The sequence below is a fragment of the Exiguobacterium sp. EA-TM-5 genome (assembly GCF_053878415.1).
Genome location: NZ_CM132670.1, coordinates 1,253,465 through 1,271,682 on the forward strand (window position 1 = coordinate 1,253,465; position 18,218 = coordinate 1,271,682).

An 18,218-nucleotide genomic window follows, 5' to 3' on the forward strand; every position below is an offset into this window, starting at 1 on the left:
ATCAATGAAACGATCTTATATAGTCTATACAACGATTTTTGCTGTCGTTTCGGGACTGATCCTCTGTGTTCTGCTCGTCTTCTCAAAACCAGAGACGTTGTCGCGTATTCAGGAAACGTTCGCGAAAATCGAGACGCAATCGCAGCATCAGGCAGCTGTCAAACAGGTGCCATCGAAAACGCCTTCAGCCATTCCGAATCCAGAAGAGCCGTTAATCAAAAATGTTCAACAGATGTTATATGATGATTCCATTGGTTCGTACCTCGTCGTAACAGACGATTATCGTTTCTTTGAAATTAGTGGGACCGGGGAACGAATTAATGCCTCTTTCCAGTTGGAAGAAGGAAAGCTCTTGCTCGCTGGTCTTGACGGAATGACTCTCGTTGACGGGGAGACAGTCGCCTTGTTGACGTCGAATCAGATTCTTATCACGATTACGCGAAAAGATGGTGTCTGGAGCGAAGAAAAACGTGAAAAAGTGCAAGGAACAACGATTCGGGACAGTTTCCATGGTCTTGGATATGACGTGAAGAAAAAAGAATTCTATACGATCAACCATATACGCTCGATTGGACGTGTCGAATTAACTTACTTTGCGATGAAACAGGATGAAATCAAGATTGATCCAGACGCTTCAGAGAAGAAAAAGCGTGCGTTAAAGAAAAAACAGAAACCGCCTTATCTATCAGTCATCAAACGGGAAAAGGTCGAAGCAGCAGATGGTATGCGAAGTGATGCCAAAAAAGCATTTGAATCTGAATTCCGTCCGATTGGTCTTGCTGAACGCCAAGGTCGAATTTATACGCTAGACTCAGAAGCACTCTATCTCTACTCGATTGATCGGAAAGATCAAACAATTACAGGGGAAACAGCTAGTCCGAAGGTATATGGTTCAAAAGGAATCTTCGTACAGGATAACGAGTTGTTTGCGTTAGTCGTCACGGATAAATTCTCGAGCCGATCGTTCACACCAATTGATTAAAGCATGATACGAAAAGACCCGATTCCTCTATTTAGTAGAGAAGTCGGGTCTTGTTCATATTAAGAGACGGCGTCATGTGCCATCTCTGCAGCGTGACTACCGGCACAATGTCCGGTCACGAATGCAGCTGTAATGTTGTAACCACCTGTATAGCCGTGGATATCAAGAATTTCGCCAGCGAAGAACAATCGCTCCGCTTTTTTCGACATCATCGTTTTTGGATCAATCTCTTTAATCGAGACACCGCCACCCGTGACGAAAGCTTTATCGAAATCAAGTGTTCCGGTTGCTTTCAGTGGGAACCGTTTTAACTTTTGTAGGAAGTCCGTCCAGTCCTGTTTCTTGACTTGTGTACAGACTTCATCCCCAAATCCGATTTGAGCAAAAAGAAGTTCAAGCAGACGTTCCGGTACAAATCCACGGAGTGCATTACGAACCGTTTTCTTCGGATTTGCTGCAAGCGCTGCTTGAAAGCGTTCCGTTAGCGCACCAAGTGATTCATCTGGGAAGAGATCGATTGATAAATGGACGATCGTTTCCTTCGACCGCTTCCGCTCCTTGATCGTATACTGGCTACACCGTAAAGCAATCGGACCGCTCAAACCGAAGTGCGTAAAGAGAAGGTCACCTGTATGCGTCTTGATCGCCTTATCTTTTTTACCATGAACCGTTAAAGCAACGTCTCTAAGAGAAAGTCCTTGTAATGTTTTTTCGTGAATGAATGTATCGCCTAATAAGATGGGTACTTCTGTCGGGAAAAGTTCTGTGATCGTATGACCTGCTTTTTCTGCCCATGGATAGCCGTCACCCGTCGAGCCGGTATGGGGAACAGATTGTCCACCAACTGCGACGATACAGCTTTTTGCTTCAAGACGCATACCGTTTTCTAAGATGACAGCCGCAAACGAACCGTCCGGATGAAAGTCGAGTGTTGCGACTTGTGCATCCGTTTGAATCTCGGCGCCATGGGCTCGGATCTGATCAATCAATACACGGACGACGTCTGCTGCCTTATCCGAGACAGGGAACATACGACCGTTATCCTCTTCTTTAAGTGCGACACCAAACCCTTCGAAAAGTTCGATGATCGATTCATTATTAAATTGCGAAAAAGCACTATAAAGGAAACGTCCGTTTCCTGGAATCGACTGGACAAGCTCATCGAGTGGTTTCCGATTTGTGACGTTACACCGTCCACCACCAGAAATTGCGAGCTTCCGCCCTAATTTATTCCCTTTATCGAGCAAGAGTGTTCGGGCTCCTGCCTGTAAAGAGGCAAGCGTCGCCATTAAGCCGCTCGGCCCGCCTCCGATTACGATTACATCGTACATGTGGTCACCTCATTCATAGAATTCTGCTTGTTTCACTTTAGCAGAAGTTGCGACTGTAAACAAACCGTCTCTTTCAATTCGAGAAGGACAGCGGTATAATGATTTGCAATTGTGTACGAGAGAACTTGTATAATGAGACAGCTCTGTGAAGGGTTGAGTTTAAAAATTAGAAAGTGTGAGGGATGTTACCATGTCCACAGTCAACAATAAACAGTCCACTACTTCTGGTAATGCAGGATTCGTTCGTGGAACGATGCTCCTGTCCGGTGCGTCACTGATTTCTCGCGCACTCGGTTTGATTTATCTTTTTCCGTTTCAATTTATGGTCGGTGCAACCGGCATTATGTTCTATACCTATGCCTATAACTACTACACGATCATGATTGGTATTGCGACAGCAGGGATTCCCGTTGCTGTCTCGAAATTTGTTGCCAAATATAATGCACTGGGTGAATACGATACGAGTGAACGATTATATCGGTCTGGTCTGAAAATCATGTCTTTGACCGGCGTCGTTTCCTTTCTCGCTTTATTCTTCCTTGCACCGTATTTAGCGCATCGGGCAATTCCTGGTGGAGACGTTGATTCAGCGGCGTACGTCGATGCCGTCACGATGACGATTCGCGGAGTCAGTTTTGCCTTACTCTTGATTCCGCCGATGAGTATGACGCGCGGATATTTCCAAGGGTATCAATCGATGGGACCGACAGCGATTTCGCAAATTTTGGAGCAAATCGTTCGAATCATCTTCCTGCTTGCGGGAGTCAGTATCGCGATTTATCTATTTGATTCAGGAGTAGCTTTTGCTGCGACGATCGCGACGTTTAGTGCATTCATTGGAGCAATTGGTAGTGTCGCAGTTCTTGTGTATTATTTCCGTAAACGTGCAAGCGGTTTGCAGGAACTTCGTGCTACGCAAACTGTCCGTTCACAGGATCGCCCGTTAACGGATCTTTATAAAGAACTGTTAGCTTATGCTATTCCAATCGTCATGGTGGGTATTTCAACACCACTTTATCAAGTCATCGACCAAAACACGATGAACGCCGCGTTACAGAGTATCGGCTATACCTTAGAAGCAGCCGGAAACGCGACTGCCTATCTGATTGCAGATAGTCACAAAATCGTGTTAATTCCAGTATCGGTCGCAACAGGGCTATCGTTATCTGCGACACCGCTATTGACAGCGTCCTTTACACAAGGAGATATGCGGAAAGTGCGTGCTCAAATTTCGCAGATTTATCAACTTGTCTTCTTCGTGACGATTCCAGCAGTCGTCGGTATGATTCTTCTGAGTGAAGAGACATTTCATGTTCTCTTCCCGAAAGATCAAGCAGCATGGGTCTATCTATTAAGTTATGCACCAAGTGCGTTGTTCCTCGCATTGTATTCCGTTACGGCAGCGGTCTTACAGGGAATCAACCGTCAATATTTCACAATCGTTGCAACGCTCGCTGGACTACTCGCGAAGTATCTCTTGAATGCTCCATTAATTCATTTGACAGGTGATGGAACAGGTGCTGGATATGCAACGATCATCGGCTATCTTGTCGCAACAGGTTTGATGTTCTTCCGGATTACACAAACGGTGAAGTTTCCGTTCAGTACGGTCTTGCGCCGGACATCGTTGATTTTGATCCTAAGCGCCTTGATGGGAGCGAGTGTCGCACTTATAAAATGGGGTCTTGTATCCATACTTCCGTCATCGACATGGGCATCCCTGTTGATTCTTATTGTGGGTGCTGCAGTCGGAATTATCATTTTTGCAGGGCTCTCAATCTGGAGTGGCTTAGCAGAAGTCGTATTAGGGCGTAAAATTTCATTGAAACGAGGACGAGGTCATGCGTCTAGATAAATTATTATCCAACATGGGAGCAGGCTCCCGAAAAGAAGTAAAATTGCTGCTAAAAGCAGGAGCGATTCAAGTCGATGGTGAGATCGTTCGTGATCCAAAACAACATGTCGATGTTAAAACACAAGATGTTTTGATGTACGGCGAACCGGTCACGTATCAAAAATATATCTACTTGATGATGAATAAACCACCGGGTGTTATTAGTGCGACTGAGGATAAACGGGATGAAACGGTCATCGATTTGTTGTTTGAAGACGTGACCTATTTCAAACCGTTCCCGGTCGGACGACTCGATAAAGATACGGAAGGCTTGTTGTTGTTGACGAACGATGGATCGTTTAACCATGCTTTGATGTCACCGAAGAAGCACGTCGAAAAAACGTATTACGCGGAAGTGACGGGTGTGCTGACGCAAGAGGACGTCGAGGCGATTGAGGAAGGTGTCACCTTAGAAGACGGTTACCAAGCTAAACCAGGTAAACTGGTCATCTTATCAACGACGGAGACGGATTCAACACTTGAATTGACGATTACAGAAGGGAAGTTCCACCAAGTTAAGCGAATGATGCTGGCGCTCGGGAAAGAGGTCACATTCTTGAAGCGACGTTCGATTGGTCGGTTAGAACTCGATCCGTCACTTGCACTCGGTGATTACCGTGAATTGACGCAAGAAGAACTATCCTTGTTTGATTGGCAACCTGAATAATCAAAATGAAAAGGCGATGGAATGAGCGTACATTCCATCGCCTTTTGTTATGGGCGTCACTTATTGATTACGCAATGCTTCTGCAATTGGGTAAGGGCCACTGAGTACTTCGAAAAGACGTGACTGTGTTGGATGATCAATCAAGTGTACGAATAGCGCTGCCACATCATCACGAGAGACTTTACGATCCTCATATGAATCGAAATGTTCTTTCGTTTCGATTGTACCTGCTGGATCATCATAGCTGAGTGGACCGGGACGTACGATCGTATAGTTAAGTCCACTTTCTTGTAAGTGCGTATCAGCTGCTGCTTTTGATTCAAGATATACTTTCAGTTCACCCTTTGGTTCTTCTGTGCCGACCGAACTGAGCATCAAGAAACGATCAATCCCGTTTGCTTTTGCAGCATCGATGACTTTAATCGCACCTTCTTTATCGACGGCACGCGTCAATTCGTCTGATGCACCACCGGCACCCGCTGCAAAGATAACAACGTCCGCGTTACTGACAACACCACTTACATCCTTCGTCAAATCCCCAAGTCTGACTTCTGATGCACCGAGTGCAATCAAATCGTTGATTTGATTTTCTTCTCGTACGACAGCGATTGCTTGGTGATCGCCTTGTTTAGCGATCAGTTCGACCATCTTTCGTCCAGTTGTTCCGTTTGCTCCAATGATTAAAATATTCATTCTCCTCAACTCCTTCTCCCAATAGCTATACCCCACGTTTTAAAAAAGATAACAAAAAAAGACGCGAAGAATCGCGTCATCGAAAGATAGATATAGTGAAACAGTGGATCAACCCGCTTGCTTTTGTTTCTTGCTCGACGTCCATGTACCGCGTCGAGGGCTCACAATGAGATTGTTGTATTCAAGCACGTTCAAATCCCGCTGGACGGTCCTTGAAGTGATGCCAAACTCTTCAACCAACTCTGCTGTCGTAGTAGCTCCGTTCTCTTGGATGTAGAGATAAATCGATTTAATCCGGGTCAACATACGGTCTGTAGAATCTTTCATTGGTATAACCACTCCCCCAATGGATAGAATAGTGTTCTAAAGCTTCGGGTGACAAAAGACAATGCAATATCCAGTTGTTTCGCCTTTAGTATAACGTTTTGATGTTAAATTGCAAGTGGTTTAACCGAACGTTTGCAGAAAAAACATAATCAAATGGTTTGTAAAGTCGATAATTACAGATTTTTTTATTTTAAATGTTCGTTATTTATAAGAAAAGATAAGAAAACAGAATTTGGATGTTCGTATCTGAACGAATATTCGCTATACTAGGAAGGTGTATAGGAAACGAATTCAAACCAGAATGAAGGAGCGAAATCAGATGGTGAATTGGAAAGAAGAAGTACTCGCACGTCGTGAGGGCTTATTAGAAGATTTAAAAGAACTATTGCGGATTCCGAGTGTACTCGATGAATCAACGATTGAAGAGGGCGCACCGTTTGGTCAAGAAGTTAAACGGGCACTCGATTGGATGCTCGCAACAGGGGAACGCGATGGATTCAAGACGAAAAATGTCGATGGATACGCAGGGCATTTGGAGTATGGTCAAGGAGAAGAGTTACTTGGTATTCTCTGTCATTTAGACGTCGTACCAGCTGGTGGTGATCACTGGACATATGGTCCATTCAATCCGACGCTTGTTGACGGGAAATTATATGCTCGTGGCGCAATCGATGATAAAGGACCGACGATGGCAGCTTATTATGCCTTGAAAATCGTCAAAGAACTTGGGTTGCCACTCTCAAAACGCATTCGTCTGATTGCCGGAGGAGATGAAGAGAGTGAATGGCGTTGTGTCAATCATTACTTCAAACATGAAGAAATGCCAACGCTCGGATTTGCACCAGATGCGGATTTTCCGATCATCAATGCGGAAAAAGGACTCTATGACGGGTTGTTGATCCAAGGAAAACCAGCTCAGGCATCTGATACAGGGTATCATCTCGTCCGTTTTGAAGGTGGCGAACGTCCGAATATGGTACCTGGACATGCCCGAGCGCTTCTTCGTGTTGTTGAAGTAGGGACGCTTGAAGCGGATTTCCATGCCTATCTCGAAGAACAAGGTTTAACGGGAACAGTCAAGCAAGAAACAGAAGGTCTCGTGCTTGATGTCAATGGTGTCGCAGCGCATGCGATGGAGCCGGATAACGGTAAAAATGCGGCTTTACATTTAGCGCGTTTCCTCAATACGTTGCACTTAGACTACAATGGTCGTCGTTATATTGAACTCGTAACGCACATGTTCCGTGATTCTCGCGGCGTGGCGATTGGTGTCGCTGCTTCAGACGAAACAGGGGATTTGACGATCAATGGTGGTGTATTCCGCTATGCAGAAGAACAAGGAACGGCTTCAATCAACATCCGTTATCCTTATACGGCAGACTTTACGGAACGTTTGCAAATCATTAAGGAAGCAGCGGCGGGATATGGCTTCGAGTTGCAGACGCGAACGCACATGACACCGCACCATGTTGATCCGAACCATGAATTGATTAAGACGTTAAGTGCCGTCTATGAGCGCCATACGAATCAATCGGCGGATTTGATTGCGATTGGCGGCGGCACATATGCGCGTTCGTTGACGGCAGGAGTTGCTTTTGGTCCAGTCTTCCCAGGTGGTCCTGAAGTTGCGCATCAAGTCGATGAGTATGTTGATTTCGATGAACTATTGCTTGCTGTCGCAATCTACGCAGAAGCGATTTATGAGCTCGCAAAATAATGATTGATGATCCCCGCATCGTGAAGATGGGGGGATTGCTTCTTGAAAGGAAGTTCCGTGTGAAAAATCGTCAAACTTATCATTTCCAAGCGTTATATTTCTTTATTTTCTTTGGGCAAGGAGCACTCATTCCATATCTCGCGCTTTATTTCTCGAATGATGCTTTCGGGCTGTCAGCTTCAGAAATCGGTACGATCGTTGCGATTGGTCCCGTTCTATCGATTTTCTTGCAACCCGTTTGGGGAATTGCGGCAGATCGACTCGGGAAGCCGAAAAGACTCCTGCTCGTCGCGATGCTCGCAGCTGGAGTCTTCACATTAAGTTACTTACTGACATCTGCTTATTTATTATTACTATTGATTTCTTGTGTCTGGGCGCTGTTCCAGTGCGCGCATATTCCGCTCGTCGATACGTTAGCGATCGAGTATACGCGAAAGCGGAAAGTGGATTATGGTGCCTTGCGTCTGTTCGGATCGGCAGGTTTCGCTTTAGCCGTTTTCGTTCTTGGGCAAATCACCGAGAGTGGCGGACTCGATCTGATTTTTTACGCAACTGGTGCAGCATGGGTTCTTGGTTTCCTTGTGCTAATCGGCATTGAAGAGACAGGTAGTGTCCACGTTTCACATCAACAACAAGTACCGTTAAAACAATTATTTTCGAATCGACGTTTCCTGTTGTTCTTAGCAGGTGGAAGTTTGATTTTCGGACCGATTTTTGCCAATAACTATTACTTTGGTAGCTACGTGACGATACGTGGAGAGACGACGGCGCTTGTTGGGACCTTGTTCTTTGTCGCCGTTCTGTGCGAAATCCCGTTCATGCGCATTGCATCGCGTCTCTTGTTACGATTCGGAGCAATTCCAGTCCTTGTATTCGTCTCCTTGTTATCAGCTGCCCGGACGGCGATGATTGCGTTAGAACTTCCGATCGTCATGCTCTGGATATTATCAGCGATGCAAGGGATGATTGTCGGTCTGCTAATCCCTGTCGCGCTAGATTATGTTCGGTCACTCGTTCCAGAAACGATGGTCGCGACAGCCGTCAGTACATATATGGCAACGACGACGGGACTCGCGACAGCGTTGTTTAATCTGATGAGTGGTTTTGTACTCGAGGAAAGTACAATCTATACCGTCTTTTGGGTATATACAAGTAGTAGTATCCTCGGTGCTATTTTATATGGGATCAGTGGTCGTATTAAGGAGTGAACACTACGTTGAGACAGGAACGACACTTTTTCGTCGCCTTGCCGATTCCTTCTGGAGAGTTAGCAAAGCTTGCTGGACAATTATCTTTAGCTGATTATTTTCGAAACGTCTATACGCAAGAAGAGTACCATTTGACGCTTCGTTTTTTTGGAGCATTGGAGGAAAAAGAACGACATTCGTGGGAACAGCAATTGCAGAAGATCGCGCGGACCGTCGAACCATTTGTACTCCGATTTGATCGCTTGGTCGCGTTCGGTCGAGACGAACGGCCGCGTGTCGTTGGATTCGGGACAGAAGCGAAAGAATTATTTCAATTAGTGGATCAAATCGATCCACATGTGACTAAACCGTTCGTTCCGCATGTCACGATCGCGAAGAAATGGCGCGCCGAAGCAGATGCATGGACGACGAGTCCAATACAACTCGTGGAATGGACCGTTCGTGAACTCGTTTTATTTGAAGTTCGACCAGACGTTTCACCGCGATATGAACCGGTTTACCGGATTCGTTTAGGTAAAGAGGAATGAGGTGATCCCCATCGCAATCTTGATGAAACTATATGACTTAGATAGTCGATTTGAAAAAAATCCGCTCGAGATGACGAAGCGAGTTAGTGAACATCAAGCGCTTGATTATGCCAATGTCTATCGAAAATGGGAAACTGGAGAATTGTTTCCGGGAGAGATGTTGATCCGACCTAAAAAATGGTGGCAGGTCATGAAGAAAAGTGAAGTCATTCAACTTCCAGGTAAACAGTTGTCACGAAGAGCATTCGATAAATGGTACAAAAAGCGTCTTGAATTACAAAAACTATTGAATGTCGCTGGTGGTGCTACTGAAGAAGATATTTGGCGAATTCCATTGAAACGTCATTTAGACTTCTATCAAATGCTACATTTACTAAATGAACAATACGCCATGTTTTATCGCGCTGTCATTCAATATCAAGTCGGGGAAGTCGAATTGAGTCCATTCATTGTCGGTCCTTCTGCGATTTACATCATGGAATGGCTCGACGGTGAAGAGAGTATCTATCATATCCGACGTGATAAGTTATGGCGCGAGCAGCCATTTAAGGCATCTGCGAAGCAAATCTTAAATCCAAATATCGGTTTAAAACGGACGGAAGATATTTTGCATACGATTCTCGGGCAAGATTACGATTTACCGATCGAACGAGTCATCTTAGCTCCTAGTGGTTATTTTGATAAGATTCCAAAAGAGACGACGACGACTTACGTTAATAAAGTTGAGTTTCCTAAATGGTTGAAGCGGATGAATATGAACGCGACACACACGAAAGCTTTTCAGATGCGAGTGTGCGAAAAAATCTTAAAAGAAACGGTATCGATTCAGTTTCAAATGGCAATTCAAAGTGAGGGGCAGTCTCGAATTCAAGAGTAGGGGAGGGAGCGACGGCATTGTCGTTGCGAAAGAGATGACGAATCAAGAAGTTGCGATACCGTTGGCGCGGGCGGAATTCCTATCTTTTCAAAGCATCCGGGTCGAGGTTGAAGGCAATTCGTCAATCCACTGGTCGCTTGAATGTGATGGACAGTCACTACCAATTCAACAGGTCGAAATACATCGTGAAGAACAATTGGTAATTTATGAATTGATGGTTCTTGAGCCGGTCGAGCTAGAATGTCGGTATGAGGTATTTGGGACGGGGAAATCCATCCGTGTTGTTCCAGATCGGTTAGTACGGACAGAAGCATTTGAACGAAAGTATCGTTACGAAGAGAAGTTAGGCGTCTGGGAAGAAGAGGGGATATTTCATTTTGCTGTTTGGTCACCGGTCGCAGAACGGATCGTGTGTGTCGTGTACGATCAAGATGAACAGGTACTCGGAAGGCACGACATGAAACGACAAGAGCAGGGAGCTTATCGTCTCGAGCTTGGGCGTGATCTTGCTGAGTGTTGGTATCGGTATGAAGTGACGACGTATCTTGGGACATACGAGGTCGTTGATCCATACGCTAGTGTCATATCAGAGAATGGGCGATACGGTGTCATCGTAGACGTCGAGCGAACGATCTCCGATTGGTTCCCGAAGCGGGTCGCGCGTCCTCTGTTCGTCAAACCGTCGGACGCTGTCATCTACGAAGCGAACATTCGTGATTTCACGATTGATCGTTCAGCCGGTTCGAGTTATCCGGGGCAATATGCAGGGATGACGGAACGAGGAACGGTCTCCCCGCGTGGTCATGCAACGGGACTCAATTATCTCCTTGATCTTGGGATTACTCATTTGCAACTTCTGCCAGTTCACTTTTTCGAGACGACCGATGAACGAACGCGGACGCCGTACAACTGGGGATATGATCCGATGCTTTGGTTCGGACTAGCCGGGAGTTACGCGAGTTCGGTCGAACCGCTCGTTCGCGTTCGAGAATATGCAGAAATGGTAGAGCGACTTCATGAAGCAGGGATTCGTGTCACATTCGATGTCGTCATGAATCACGTATTTGTTCGTGAGCGTTCTTCACTCGAACAGCTCGTTCCCGGTTATTATTTCCGCTATGAAGTAGACGGGATACTCTCGAATGGAACAGGTGTGGGAAATGATACTGCTTCCGAACGATTTATGATGCGCCGACTCATTGTCGATTGTTTGACATACTTTGCTCGTGTCTACCGGATTGATGCCTTTCGATTTGATTTGATGGGCATTCATGACATTGAGACGATGAATGATGTTCGCGCGGCACTCGATGCGATTGACCCGACGATTCTTGTGTACGGGGAAGGATGGGATCTTGCGACGGCATTGCCGGAGCGACTAAAGGCGATGAGCGCCTCGGCTGCTCAAATGCCCCGAATTTCCCATTTTAATGATGTCTTCCGAGATGCGTTAAAAGGATCGACGTTTAGTGAGTTTGACCGAGGATTCGTTGCGGGAGACGGTTGGAAGGAAGGGGAGGTTCGAAACGGGATCGCAGGAAGTGTTCATATCGACAATCAAACATACGGTCGTTTTCCGGAACCTACCTACTCCATCAATTATGTTGAGGCGCATGATAATCATACGCTGTACGATAAATTGAAGTTATCCTGTCCTGAAGCGGATGAACAACAGTTATTACGAATGAGCCGTCTTGCTCAGACGATTGCCTTGCTTGCGCAAGGGATTCCGTTTCTTCATGCAGGTCAAGAGTTCTTACGAACAAAACAAGGCGTCGAAAACAGCTATAATGCACCGGATGAAATCAATCGAATGGACTGGGAGCGCCGAGATGAGCATCGTTCCCTAGTGGCGTACATCAAGACGATTTTACAGATTCGTAGAATGCATGGCGGATTCCGCCTGCACCGAGCGAATCAGATTCGAGAGTTGCTTCATTTCATCGATTTACGTCCGGGAGTCATCGCCTACGAGCTTGGAGCGGTCCACTCGTATGATGCATGGCAACGAACGCTCATCGTCTACAATACGACACATGAAATCGTTGAAGTCTCACTTGATCATTCGCGCTGGAACGTGCATGTACAAGGTGATGATGCCTCGGTCGACCCGCTTCTAAAAGGTGTCGACAGGATTCAAGTCCTTCCGTTGTCAACGACGATTGCGACGTGTTAAGATAAGCATTGTGCCTCAGGCAAATCTACTAAAAAAGTTGAGCGGATTATAATGGAATTAGATATTTTAGATGCGCTTGGCGAAGGCTGGACCCTTACGCCAGCAGGTGGAATCACAGGAGAAGCGTACATTGCTTCAACCGGGCAATCGAAGTTGTTCTTAAAACGAAATTCATCGCCGTTTTTGGCGATTTTATCCGCAGACGGAATCGTCCCGAAATTATTGTGGACGAAACGGATTTATAGTGGGGACGTCATCAGTGCCCAACAGTTCATTGAAGGAGACGAATTGGAGCCGGAAATGATGGAGCGTCCTGAAGTGGCTCGTTTGCTTGGGAAAATCCATGATTCGAAGGAATTGTTGTTCATGCTTCAACAGCTTGATCAGCGCCCGATCGAGCCGGATGAATTATTGCGACAATGCCGTTTGTATTTTCAACCAGAAGATTTAGAGAATCCGGACCTCGTAGAACATGCGATGGTGTATCTTGAACAAAACCTGGAACATGTAAGAACAGATGAACAAGTCGTCTGTCATTCCGATTTAAATCATAATAATTGGTTGACGGGAGCGGATGGTCAGCTCTACCTAAATGATTGGGATGATGCGATCATTGCTGACCGAGCGTATGATTTAGGGATGATGTTATACAGTTACGTTGACGAAGCAGCTTGGCCAGAATGGTTTGAACATTATGGTCATCCACTGACGAGTGATCTGAAACAGCGCATGCATTGGTACGTCGTAGCGCAAGCGGTATTATCGCTTTATTGGTATGAAGATATGCGTCACCCAGATGTCGAAGACAGTTATCACTTCCTTGAACAGCTACTTGAATACTCGAACGATTAAAAAGCGTGTCATTCCGAAAGGGAACGACACGCTTTTTGCTTAACCTTCTGCGATTTTAATCTCTTTTTCGATATCGTGACTTTCAAGATCCGCTGACCGATACGCTTCTGTCGTTGGTAAACGTAAATCCAGTTGTGGCTTTTCTTCGAACGTGACGGTGACGTTCTTGACTGTGTAGTCAAAAACGTGACCTCCACCTTCGCGAGCTGCATCGATAAAATGAAGATGATATCCGGCGACGGCGATACCGTGACCAAATCGTGGCGTATAGTAACCGGCAAGCGTTCCTTTAGTCTGTTCGAACGTACGCGCGCTTTGAGAAGCGACAGCTTCCGTAATCGGAACGAACGGTTTCTCCTGACGTGCGACGGTGCGTGTTTGTACTTTCGTGAACGTTCCATCAATCCGGATAGCGTAAAAGCTATTGATCGTAGGGAGTTGTTCACTCAGCCAGTGCTCGAACGTCGCTTTCGACATCTCTTCCGTCACAGTGAAAGTTTGCTCCGCCTCGAAACGGGTTAATGTTGCGAAAGGCGTCGTCGTCTCGGGTTGAAGTGGTCGGGCGCTACCATCTGAGCGGAGTTGATAGAACTCACCATCAAATCCGATCATTTCCCCATCTAAGTGATCAAACGTTCCAATACCGAAATCGCGTTGATCAAGAACGGAAGCGTATGTGACGTCACTTTCGAATACTCCGTCAAGTAGTGCCATCATCGTTGAAATCTGGACGAGTGTTTTATCGTGTGCCATGTGAATCCTCCTTAGTTCAATTGATCGAGATGGACTTGTTCCCCTAATGCAATGTTATCGCGATAATCGATTGGAACATCAACGATGACTGGTCCCTCTGTCGCGAGTGCTTCATCCATGATTGTTGCTAATTCAGATGGATGATTGACACGTAGTCCTTTTGCTCCAAAGCTCTCAGCATATTTGACAAGATCGACATCACCGAACGACGTACCGGATTTCCGGTTGTATTTCATCTCTTGTTGGAACGCGACCATATCGAATCCACTATCACGCCATACGAAATGGACGAGCGGTGAGTTCAAACGGACAGCTGTTTCGAGTTCCATTGCAGAGAAGAGGAATCCACCGTCACCCGAAATCGAGACGGCTTTCTTACCAGGGCGTACGAGTGTTGCGGCAATCGCCCAAGGAAGTGCGACACCAAGCGTTTGCATCCCGTTACTAAAGAGGAGATGACGCGGTTCATATGAACGGAAATGACGTGCCATCCAAATGTAGTGTGAACCGACATCGACCGTTACCGTGACATCATCCGCAATTTTTTCACGTAACGTCTTCATGAAATAGAGCGGGTGCGTCAATGGAGAATCCGTGACAGGAGGAACATCACGATCGACAAGGCGTTGATGTAATCCTTCGAGGAATTGAACAGAACTTTCCGGTAACGTCAGCGGGTTCAGGCGCTCAGCAATTGCGTCGACCGTTTTCGCCATATCACCAACGAGTTCGCGGTCTGGGCGATAGAAATGATCGATTTCAGCACGCATTTGATCGATGTGAACAAGCGTCCGGTCGTGCGTCGGTTGATTCCAGAACTTTGGATCGTAACCGATTGGATCATAACCGATTGAGAGGACTAAATCAGCTTCGGCAAGCAACGCGTCACCCGGCTGATTGCGGAACAATCCGACACGTCCGTAGAAGTTCGATTCGAGCTCACGTGATAAAGTACCGGCTGCTTGGAATGTCTGAACGACAGGAATTGAGACGTTTTTGAGTAGCGAACGAATCGCGTGTACGACGTCAGGTTGACTAGCACGCATACCGAGTAACAATACAGGCAGTTTTGCATCTTGAATCAGACGAGCTGTTTCGTTGACCCAAGCTTCTGGTGCAACACCAAGCTTAGGTGCTTCGACAGCGCGGAATGCTGTGACATTCGCTTCGTTTAATCCAACGTCTTGCGGAATACTAACGAAAGCAGCACCTGATGTCGTTTCTGCCGTTCGGAATGCATTCGATAATACTTCTGGAATGTTATCGGCATCTTGTACTTCTGCACTGAAGTTCGTAATGGGTGTAAAGAGTGCTTGGTTGTCCATTGACTGATGTGTTCGTTTTAAACGATCCGCTCGTGTGACGGCTCCAGCGATTGCAACGACTGGATCACCTTCAGAGTTTGCTGTTACAAGTCCTGTAGCTAAATTTGATGCTCCTGGACCGGATGTTACAAGTACAACACCTGGTTTATCAGTTAAGCGTCCGATGGCTTGTGCCATGAATGCAGCATTTTGCTCGTGGCGTGCAACGATGAGTTCAGGTCCCCGGTCCTGTAACACATTGAAGACGGAATCAATTTTTGCACCAGGAATACCAAAAATGTAATCAACACCCTGTTCGATGAGTGAATCGACGACTAAGTCTGCACCTGTTTTTTTCTGTACTAGTTCTTTTGAATCACTGTTTTTATTCTCGTTCATTACAATTCTCCTTTTTACCAACGTTTTTTGGTGTCCGATAGCTGTAATAAATAATCTGTTTCAAAAAAAGTATACATCTGTTTCATGGTAAAACCAACCTAAAATCGTTCAGAGAATAAAAAAAGTACCTTGTGTATAATTACACAAGGTACAGAGGTGGTCCTTATTCGACATCGACTTTTCCAAAAGTCGCCCAGACGAATAAGGCACTAATGCCCATGACGAGAACGATGGGAGATGCCCAACTAATCAAGAAGTCTTCCACAGTAATAGCCCTCCTTTTCGGTTCTTACGTACCTTAAGTGTATTAGAATGCTCACTGTTTCTCAAGTGACGAACTGCTGAACATTCTTCGATCGGAATCGAAGAAGTTCTTATATAATTACCCGAATCATGATAAACTTATCTGCGGATAATTTAAGTTTGGAAAGGATGAACGACAGTGCGTTTACGACATAAACCATGGGCGCAGGATTATATGAAGGAACAATCCTCGATCTATATAGCAGAACCAACAAGCCTGAAAGGGACATGGGCTACAGAGTTTAAGAATAACAATCCAATTTACATCGAAGTGGGATCAGGAAAAGGTGCCTTCATTACGGGAATGGCGAACCAGCATCCGGATATTAACTTCATTGCGATTGAACTATTCGAGAGTGTGGCAGTGACGATTGTTCAAAAATTAGTTGAAGCTCCTCAAGCAAATGTTCGCGTCTTGACGGTCGATGCAAAAGATTTACGCGATTACTTTGAAAAAGGAGAAGTGGCACGCGTTTATTTAAACTTCTCTGATCCTTGGCCGAAGACACGTCACGCGAAGCGTCGTTTGACGTATAAAACGTTCCTCTCGACATACGAAGATATTTTGCCGGCGAAGGGACAAATTCATTTCAAGACCGACAATCGCAAATTGTTTGAATCGAGTTTGATGACGATGTCGGCATACGGGATGCGTTTTGACTGGATGTCGCTTGATTTACATGCGAATGAACCGGAAGATAACGTCCGAACAGAGTATGAAGAACGCTTTTCTTCAATGGGTCAACCAATTTATCGGATGGAAGCAACGTATCAAAATTAATTTAGACAAAAAGTTTTCTTATTTTCCTGGTATTTCTTTCACACTTTTTTCTTATTAATTGGTACAATGTTGTTGACTGAAGAACTTGTACTTATAGGTAAAGGGGGAATTTGGGGATGTGGCAGAAAAGCTTAGCCTTCGTAACGGCGCTCTTTCTCGCATTAAGTATCGGTCAATCGGTACTTGCTGCGGTTGATACCTCAGAAATGACGAAAGCATTAAACGAGGAATTACCAACGACGCATTACGATTATAAAAAAGGTTCGGTCAAAATCGAGGATCCGAAAACGTTCACGAACGAAAAAGGAGAAGAAGTCATCGGTGGAATTGCTGTCATCAAGACAGTCCGTGATGGTATCTTCGTCACGATTAAACGTGAAATCCACTTCTTCAATGCCGATAGCGGTAAATTGTTGACGAGTGCCGACGCTGCAAAAGTTGATGGCGTAAAAGAATACATCGACAGCAACTCGGATAATCTTCATCAAAAAGTCGTTTACTGGTTACCGGTACTCTTGATGTTGTTGATCATCGCTGTACCAGCAATCGTCTTGTACATTGTTGTTCCGCGTCTATACTCGACAACGGAATACATGAACCCGATCTACGAACGCAACGATAACCCACGTTAATCAAGAAAAAAGCCTCTATCCAATCGGATAGTGGCTTTTCTTATGCAAGTAGTACGAAGATGAAAGCGAGTATGGCAGGTAATCCTTGTTTTAATAAAATAGACCGATTTGCCGTCAAGGCACCATACAAAGCTGCAATGATCACACAAGCTAAAAAGAACAGTTGAACCGCAATATCCTCACGAATCAATCCGAATACAAGTCCAGCTGCTAAAAACCCATTGTATAATCCTTGGTTCGCGAAAAGTGTCTGAATCTGTTTTGATGCAACAGCTTCGTCCGTCAAACCGAACGTCCGACGAGCAGCTTTGGAAGAAAGAAAGAACATTTCAAGTGCTAAAATATAAAAGTGTTCCAAAGCGACGAGAATAACGAAAATCATAGCAAGAGTCGACATGAATCATACCTCCTTTATAGGAACGTGGAAAAAAGACCGTACTTCGTCGATCGAAGCACGGTCTTTTGATTAAGCGTATTCGAGTAATGCGCCAGTTTCGGCATCGACTGTGAATTGATACGTTTTTTCGTCATCACCTTCAAGGACCGAGATGCCACCTTTGTAGCTTTGGTAGTCACGTGACTCATATGCGTAAGCCTCTGGTGTTGCAGAGATCCATGCACCTTGGACACGTCCTTTTGCTGAAAATGTGCGTTTCGTGATTTCGAGCGCTTCCTCGGCAGAAAGTTGTTTGTTGTCAACGGCTTTCTTCACTGCGAAAGCGGCGACGACAGCTGCTGCCAATCCGATAATCCAATAGCGTTTTTTCATTAAAATTCCCCTCCTTACAGGTTCTA

General features: G+C 45.5%; 19 protein-coding genes. 11 read left to right on the forward strand and 8 right to left on the reverse strand.

Annotated features, from left to right (window positions below; translation table 11 throughout):
- The first annotated feature begins 4 nt into the window (after positions 1–4).
- On the forward strand, positions 5–982 hold the full coding sequence (locus ACV3PA_RS06465) for a hypothetical protein (protein WP_053454087.1): 978 nt from the start codon (positions 5–7) through the stop codon (positions 980–982).
- Between the two features lie 59 nt (positions 983–1,041).
- Here the strand turns inward: ACV3PA_RS06465 and ACV3PA_RS06470 are convergent, their stop codons facing one another.
- A complete protein-coding gene (locus ACV3PA_RS06470; protein WP_053454086.1) occupies positions 1,042–2,313 on the reverse strand; it encodes a BaiN/RdsA family NAD(P)/FAD-dependent oxidoreductase in 1,272 nt (423 codons plus the stop codon).
- 190 nt (positions 2,314–2,503) lie between these two features.
- On the opposite strand from ACV3PA_RS06470, the gene ACV3PA_RS06475 reads away from it, so the two are divergent.
- Together ACV3PA_RS06475 and ACV3PA_RS06480 are read left to right on the forward strand one after the other, a co-directional pair.
- On the forward strand, positions 2,504–4,168 hold the full coding sequence (locus ACV3PA_RS06475; protein ID WP_053454085.1) for a putative polysaccharide biosynthesis protein: 1,665 nt from the start codon (positions 2,504–2,506) through the stop codon (positions 4,166–4,168).
- Positions 4,155–4,874 (forward strand): pseudouridine synthase, encoded by a 720-nt coding sequence (locus ACV3PA_RS06480; protein WP_053454084.1) that lies wholly within the window; start codon positions 4,155–4,157, stop codon positions 4,872–4,874. Before ACV3PA_RS06475 ends, ACV3PA_RS06480 begins: the two co-directional genes overlap by 14 nt.
- Positions 4,875–4,934: 60 nt before the next feature.
- Here the strand turns inward: ACV3PA_RS06480 and ACV3PA_RS06485 are convergent, their stop codons facing one another.
- Positions 4,935–5,567, reverse strand: a complete 633-nt coding sequence (locus ACV3PA_RS06485) for an SDR family oxidoreductase (RefSeq protein ID WP_053454083.1) — start codon at positions 5,565–5,567, stop codon at positions 4,935–4,937.
- A 108-nt stretch (positions 5,568–5,675) separates the two neighbouring features.
- Positions 5,676–5,894, reverse strand: coding sequence for a DeoR family transcriptional regulator (locus tag ACV3PA_RS06490; protein ID WP_023469095.1), 219 nt, complete (start codon positions 5,892–5,894; stop codon positions 5,676–5,678).
- Between the two features lie 319 nt (positions 5,895–6,213).
- Here ACV3PA_RS06490 and pepV point away from each other — a divergent pair, with 319 nt between their 5' ends.
- The 6 genes from pepV to ACV3PA_RS06520 are packed head-to-tail and all read left to right on the forward strand — an operon-like array spanning position 6,214 to position 13,251.
- Positions 6,214–7,611 (forward strand): dipeptidase PepV, encoded by a 1,398-nt coding sequence (gene pepV, locus ACV3PA_RS06495; RefSeq protein WP_053454082.1) that lies wholly within the window; start codon positions 6,214–6,216, stop codon positions 7,609–7,611.
- 59 nt (positions 7,612–7,670) lie between these two features.
- Entirely contained in the window at positions 7,671–8,819 is a 1,149-nt protein-coding gene (locus ACV3PA_RS06500; RefSeq protein WP_053454081.1) for an MFS transporter, read from the forward strand.
- A gap of 8 nt (positions 8,820–8,827) precedes the next feature.
- Positions 8,828–9,346: an RNA 2',3'-cyclic phosphodiesterase gene (thpR, locus tag ACV3PA_RS06505; RefSeq protein WP_053454080.1), complete on the forward strand. Its 519-nt coding sequence runs from the start codon at positions 8,828–8,830 to the stop codon at positions 9,344–9,346.
- A 1-nt stretch (position 9,347) separates the two neighbouring features.
- Positions 9,348–10,223 carry a hypothetical protein gene (locus ACV3PA_RS06510; protein WP_456125855.1) on the forward strand — a complete coding sequence of 292 codons (876 nt, stop codon included), beginning with the start codon at positions 9,348–9,350 and terminating at the stop codon, positions 10,221–10,223.
- A gap of 34 nt (positions 10,224–10,257) precedes the next feature.
- Complete coding sequence (pulA, locus tag ACV3PA_RS06515; protein WP_053454079.1) at positions 10,258–12,399, forward strand: type I pullulanase; 2,142 nt, start codon at positions 10,258–10,260, stop codon at positions 12,397–12,399.
- Between the two features lie 51 nt (positions 12,400–12,450).
- Complete coding sequence (locus ACV3PA_RS06520; protein WP_053454078.1) at positions 12,451–13,251, forward strand: phosphotransferase family protein; 801 nt, start codon at positions 12,451–12,453, stop codon at positions 13,249–13,251.
- 39 nt (positions 13,252–13,290) lie between these two features.
- Here the strand turns inward: ACV3PA_RS06520 and budA are convergent, their stop codons facing one another.
- From budA to cydS, 3 genes are all read right to left on the reverse strand, one after another.
- On the reverse strand, positions 13,291–14,004 hold the full coding sequence (budA, locus tag ACV3PA_RS06525; protein ID WP_053454077.1) for an acetolactate decarboxylase: 714 nt from the start codon (positions 14,002–14,004) through the stop codon (positions 13,291–13,293).
- Between the two features lie 11 nt (positions 14,005–14,015).
- Positions 14,016–15,707 (reverse strand): acetolactate synthase AlsS, encoded by a 1,692-nt coding sequence (gene alsS, locus ACV3PA_RS06530; protein WP_053454076.1) that lies wholly within the window; start codon positions 15,705–15,707, stop codon positions 14,016–14,018.
- A gap of 163 nt (positions 15,708–15,870) precedes the next feature.
- Positions 15,871–15,972 carry a cytochrome bd oxidase small subunit CydS family protein gene (cydS, locus tag ACV3PA_RS06535; protein ID WP_442855420.1) on the reverse strand — a complete coding sequence of 34 codons (102 nt, stop codon included), beginning with the start codon at positions 15,970–15,972 and terminating at the stop codon, positions 15,871–15,873.
- Between the two features lie 177 nt (positions 15,973–16,149).
- Here cydS and trmB point away from each other — a divergent pair, with 177 nt between their 5' ends.
- Both trmB and ACV3PA_RS06545 read left to right on the forward strand, forming a co-directional pair.
- Entirely contained in the window at positions 16,150–16,791 is a 642-nt protein-coding gene (trmB, locus tag ACV3PA_RS06540) for a tRNA (guanosine(46)-N7)-methyltransferase TrmB (RefSeq protein ID WP_053454075.1), read from the forward strand.
- A gap of 116 nt (positions 16,792–16,907) precedes the next feature.
- Positions 16,908–17,423, forward strand: a complete 516-nt coding sequence (locus ACV3PA_RS06545; protein ID WP_053454074.1) for a hypothetical protein — start codon at positions 16,908–16,910, stop codon at positions 17,421–17,423.
- 40 nt (positions 17,424–17,463) lie between these two features.
- Here the strand turns inward: ACV3PA_RS06545 and ACV3PA_RS06550 are convergent, their stop codons facing one another.
- On the reverse strand, positions 17,464–17,820 hold the full coding sequence (locus ACV3PA_RS06550) for a DUF1304 domain-containing protein (protein ID WP_053454073.1): 357 nt from the start codon (positions 17,818–17,820) through the stop codon (positions 17,464–17,466).
- A 69-nt stretch (positions 17,821–17,889) separates the two neighbouring features.
- Positions 17,890–18,192, reverse strand: coding sequence for a PepSY domain-containing protein (locus ACV3PA_RS06555; protein WP_012371126.1), 303 nt, complete (start codon positions 18,190–18,192; stop codon positions 17,890–17,892).
- Positions 18,193–18,218: the final 26 nt, after the last annotated feature.

Coding starts and splice junctions, on each gene's coding strand:
- ACV3PA_RS06465 (WP_053454087.1), top strand. CDS start 5: ATGAAACGATCTTATATAGTCTATACAACGATTTTTGCTGTCGTTTCG.
- ACV3PA_RS06470 (WP_053454086.1), bottom strand. CDS start 2,313: ATGTACGATGTAATCGTAATCGGAGGCGGGCCGAGCGGCTTAATGGCG.
- ACV3PA_RS06475 (WP_053454085.1), top strand. CDS start 2,504: ATGTCCACAGTCAACAATAAACAGTCCACTACTTCTGGTAATGCAGGA.
- ACV3PA_RS06480 (WP_053454084.1), top strand. CDS start 4,155: ATGCGTCTAGATAAATTATTATCCAACATGGGAGCAGGCTCCCGAAAA.
- ACV3PA_RS06485 (WP_053454083.1), bottom strand. CDS start 5,567: ATGAATATTTTAATCATTGGAGCAAACGGAACAACTGGACGAAAGATG.
- ACV3PA_RS06490 (WP_023469095.1), bottom strand. CDS start 5,894: ATGAAAGATTCTACAGACCGTATGTTGACCCGGATTAAATCGATTTAT.
- pepV (WP_053454082.1), top strand. CDS start 6,214: ATGGTGAATTGGAAAGAAGAAGTACTCGCACGTCGTGAGGGCTTATTA.
- pulA (WP_053454079.1), top strand. CDS start 10,258: ATGACGAATCAAGAAGTTGCGATACCGTTGGCGCGGGCGGAATTCCTA.
- ACV3PA_RS06520 (WP_053454078.1), top strand. CDS start 12,451: ATGGAATTAGATATTTTAGATGCGCTTGGCGAAGGCTGGACCCTTACG.
- budA (WP_053454077.1), bottom strand. CDS start 14,004: ATGGCACACGATAAAACACTCGTCCAGATTTCAACGATGATGGCACTA.
- alsS (WP_053454076.1), bottom strand. CDS start 15,707: ATGAACGAGAATAAAAACAGTGATTCAAAAGAACTAGTACAGAAAAAA.
- ACV3PA_RS06545 (WP_053454074.1), top strand. CDS start 16,908: ATGTGGCAGAAAAGCTTAGCCTTCGTAACGGCGCTCTTTCTCGCATTA.
- ACV3PA_RS06550 (WP_053454073.1), bottom strand. CDS start 17,820: ATGTCGACTCTTGCTATGATTTTCGTTATTCTCGTCGCTTTGGAACAC.
- ACV3PA_RS06555 (WP_012371126.1), bottom strand. CDS start 18,192: ATGAAAAAACGCTATTGGATTATCGGATTGGCAGCAGCTGTCGTCGCC.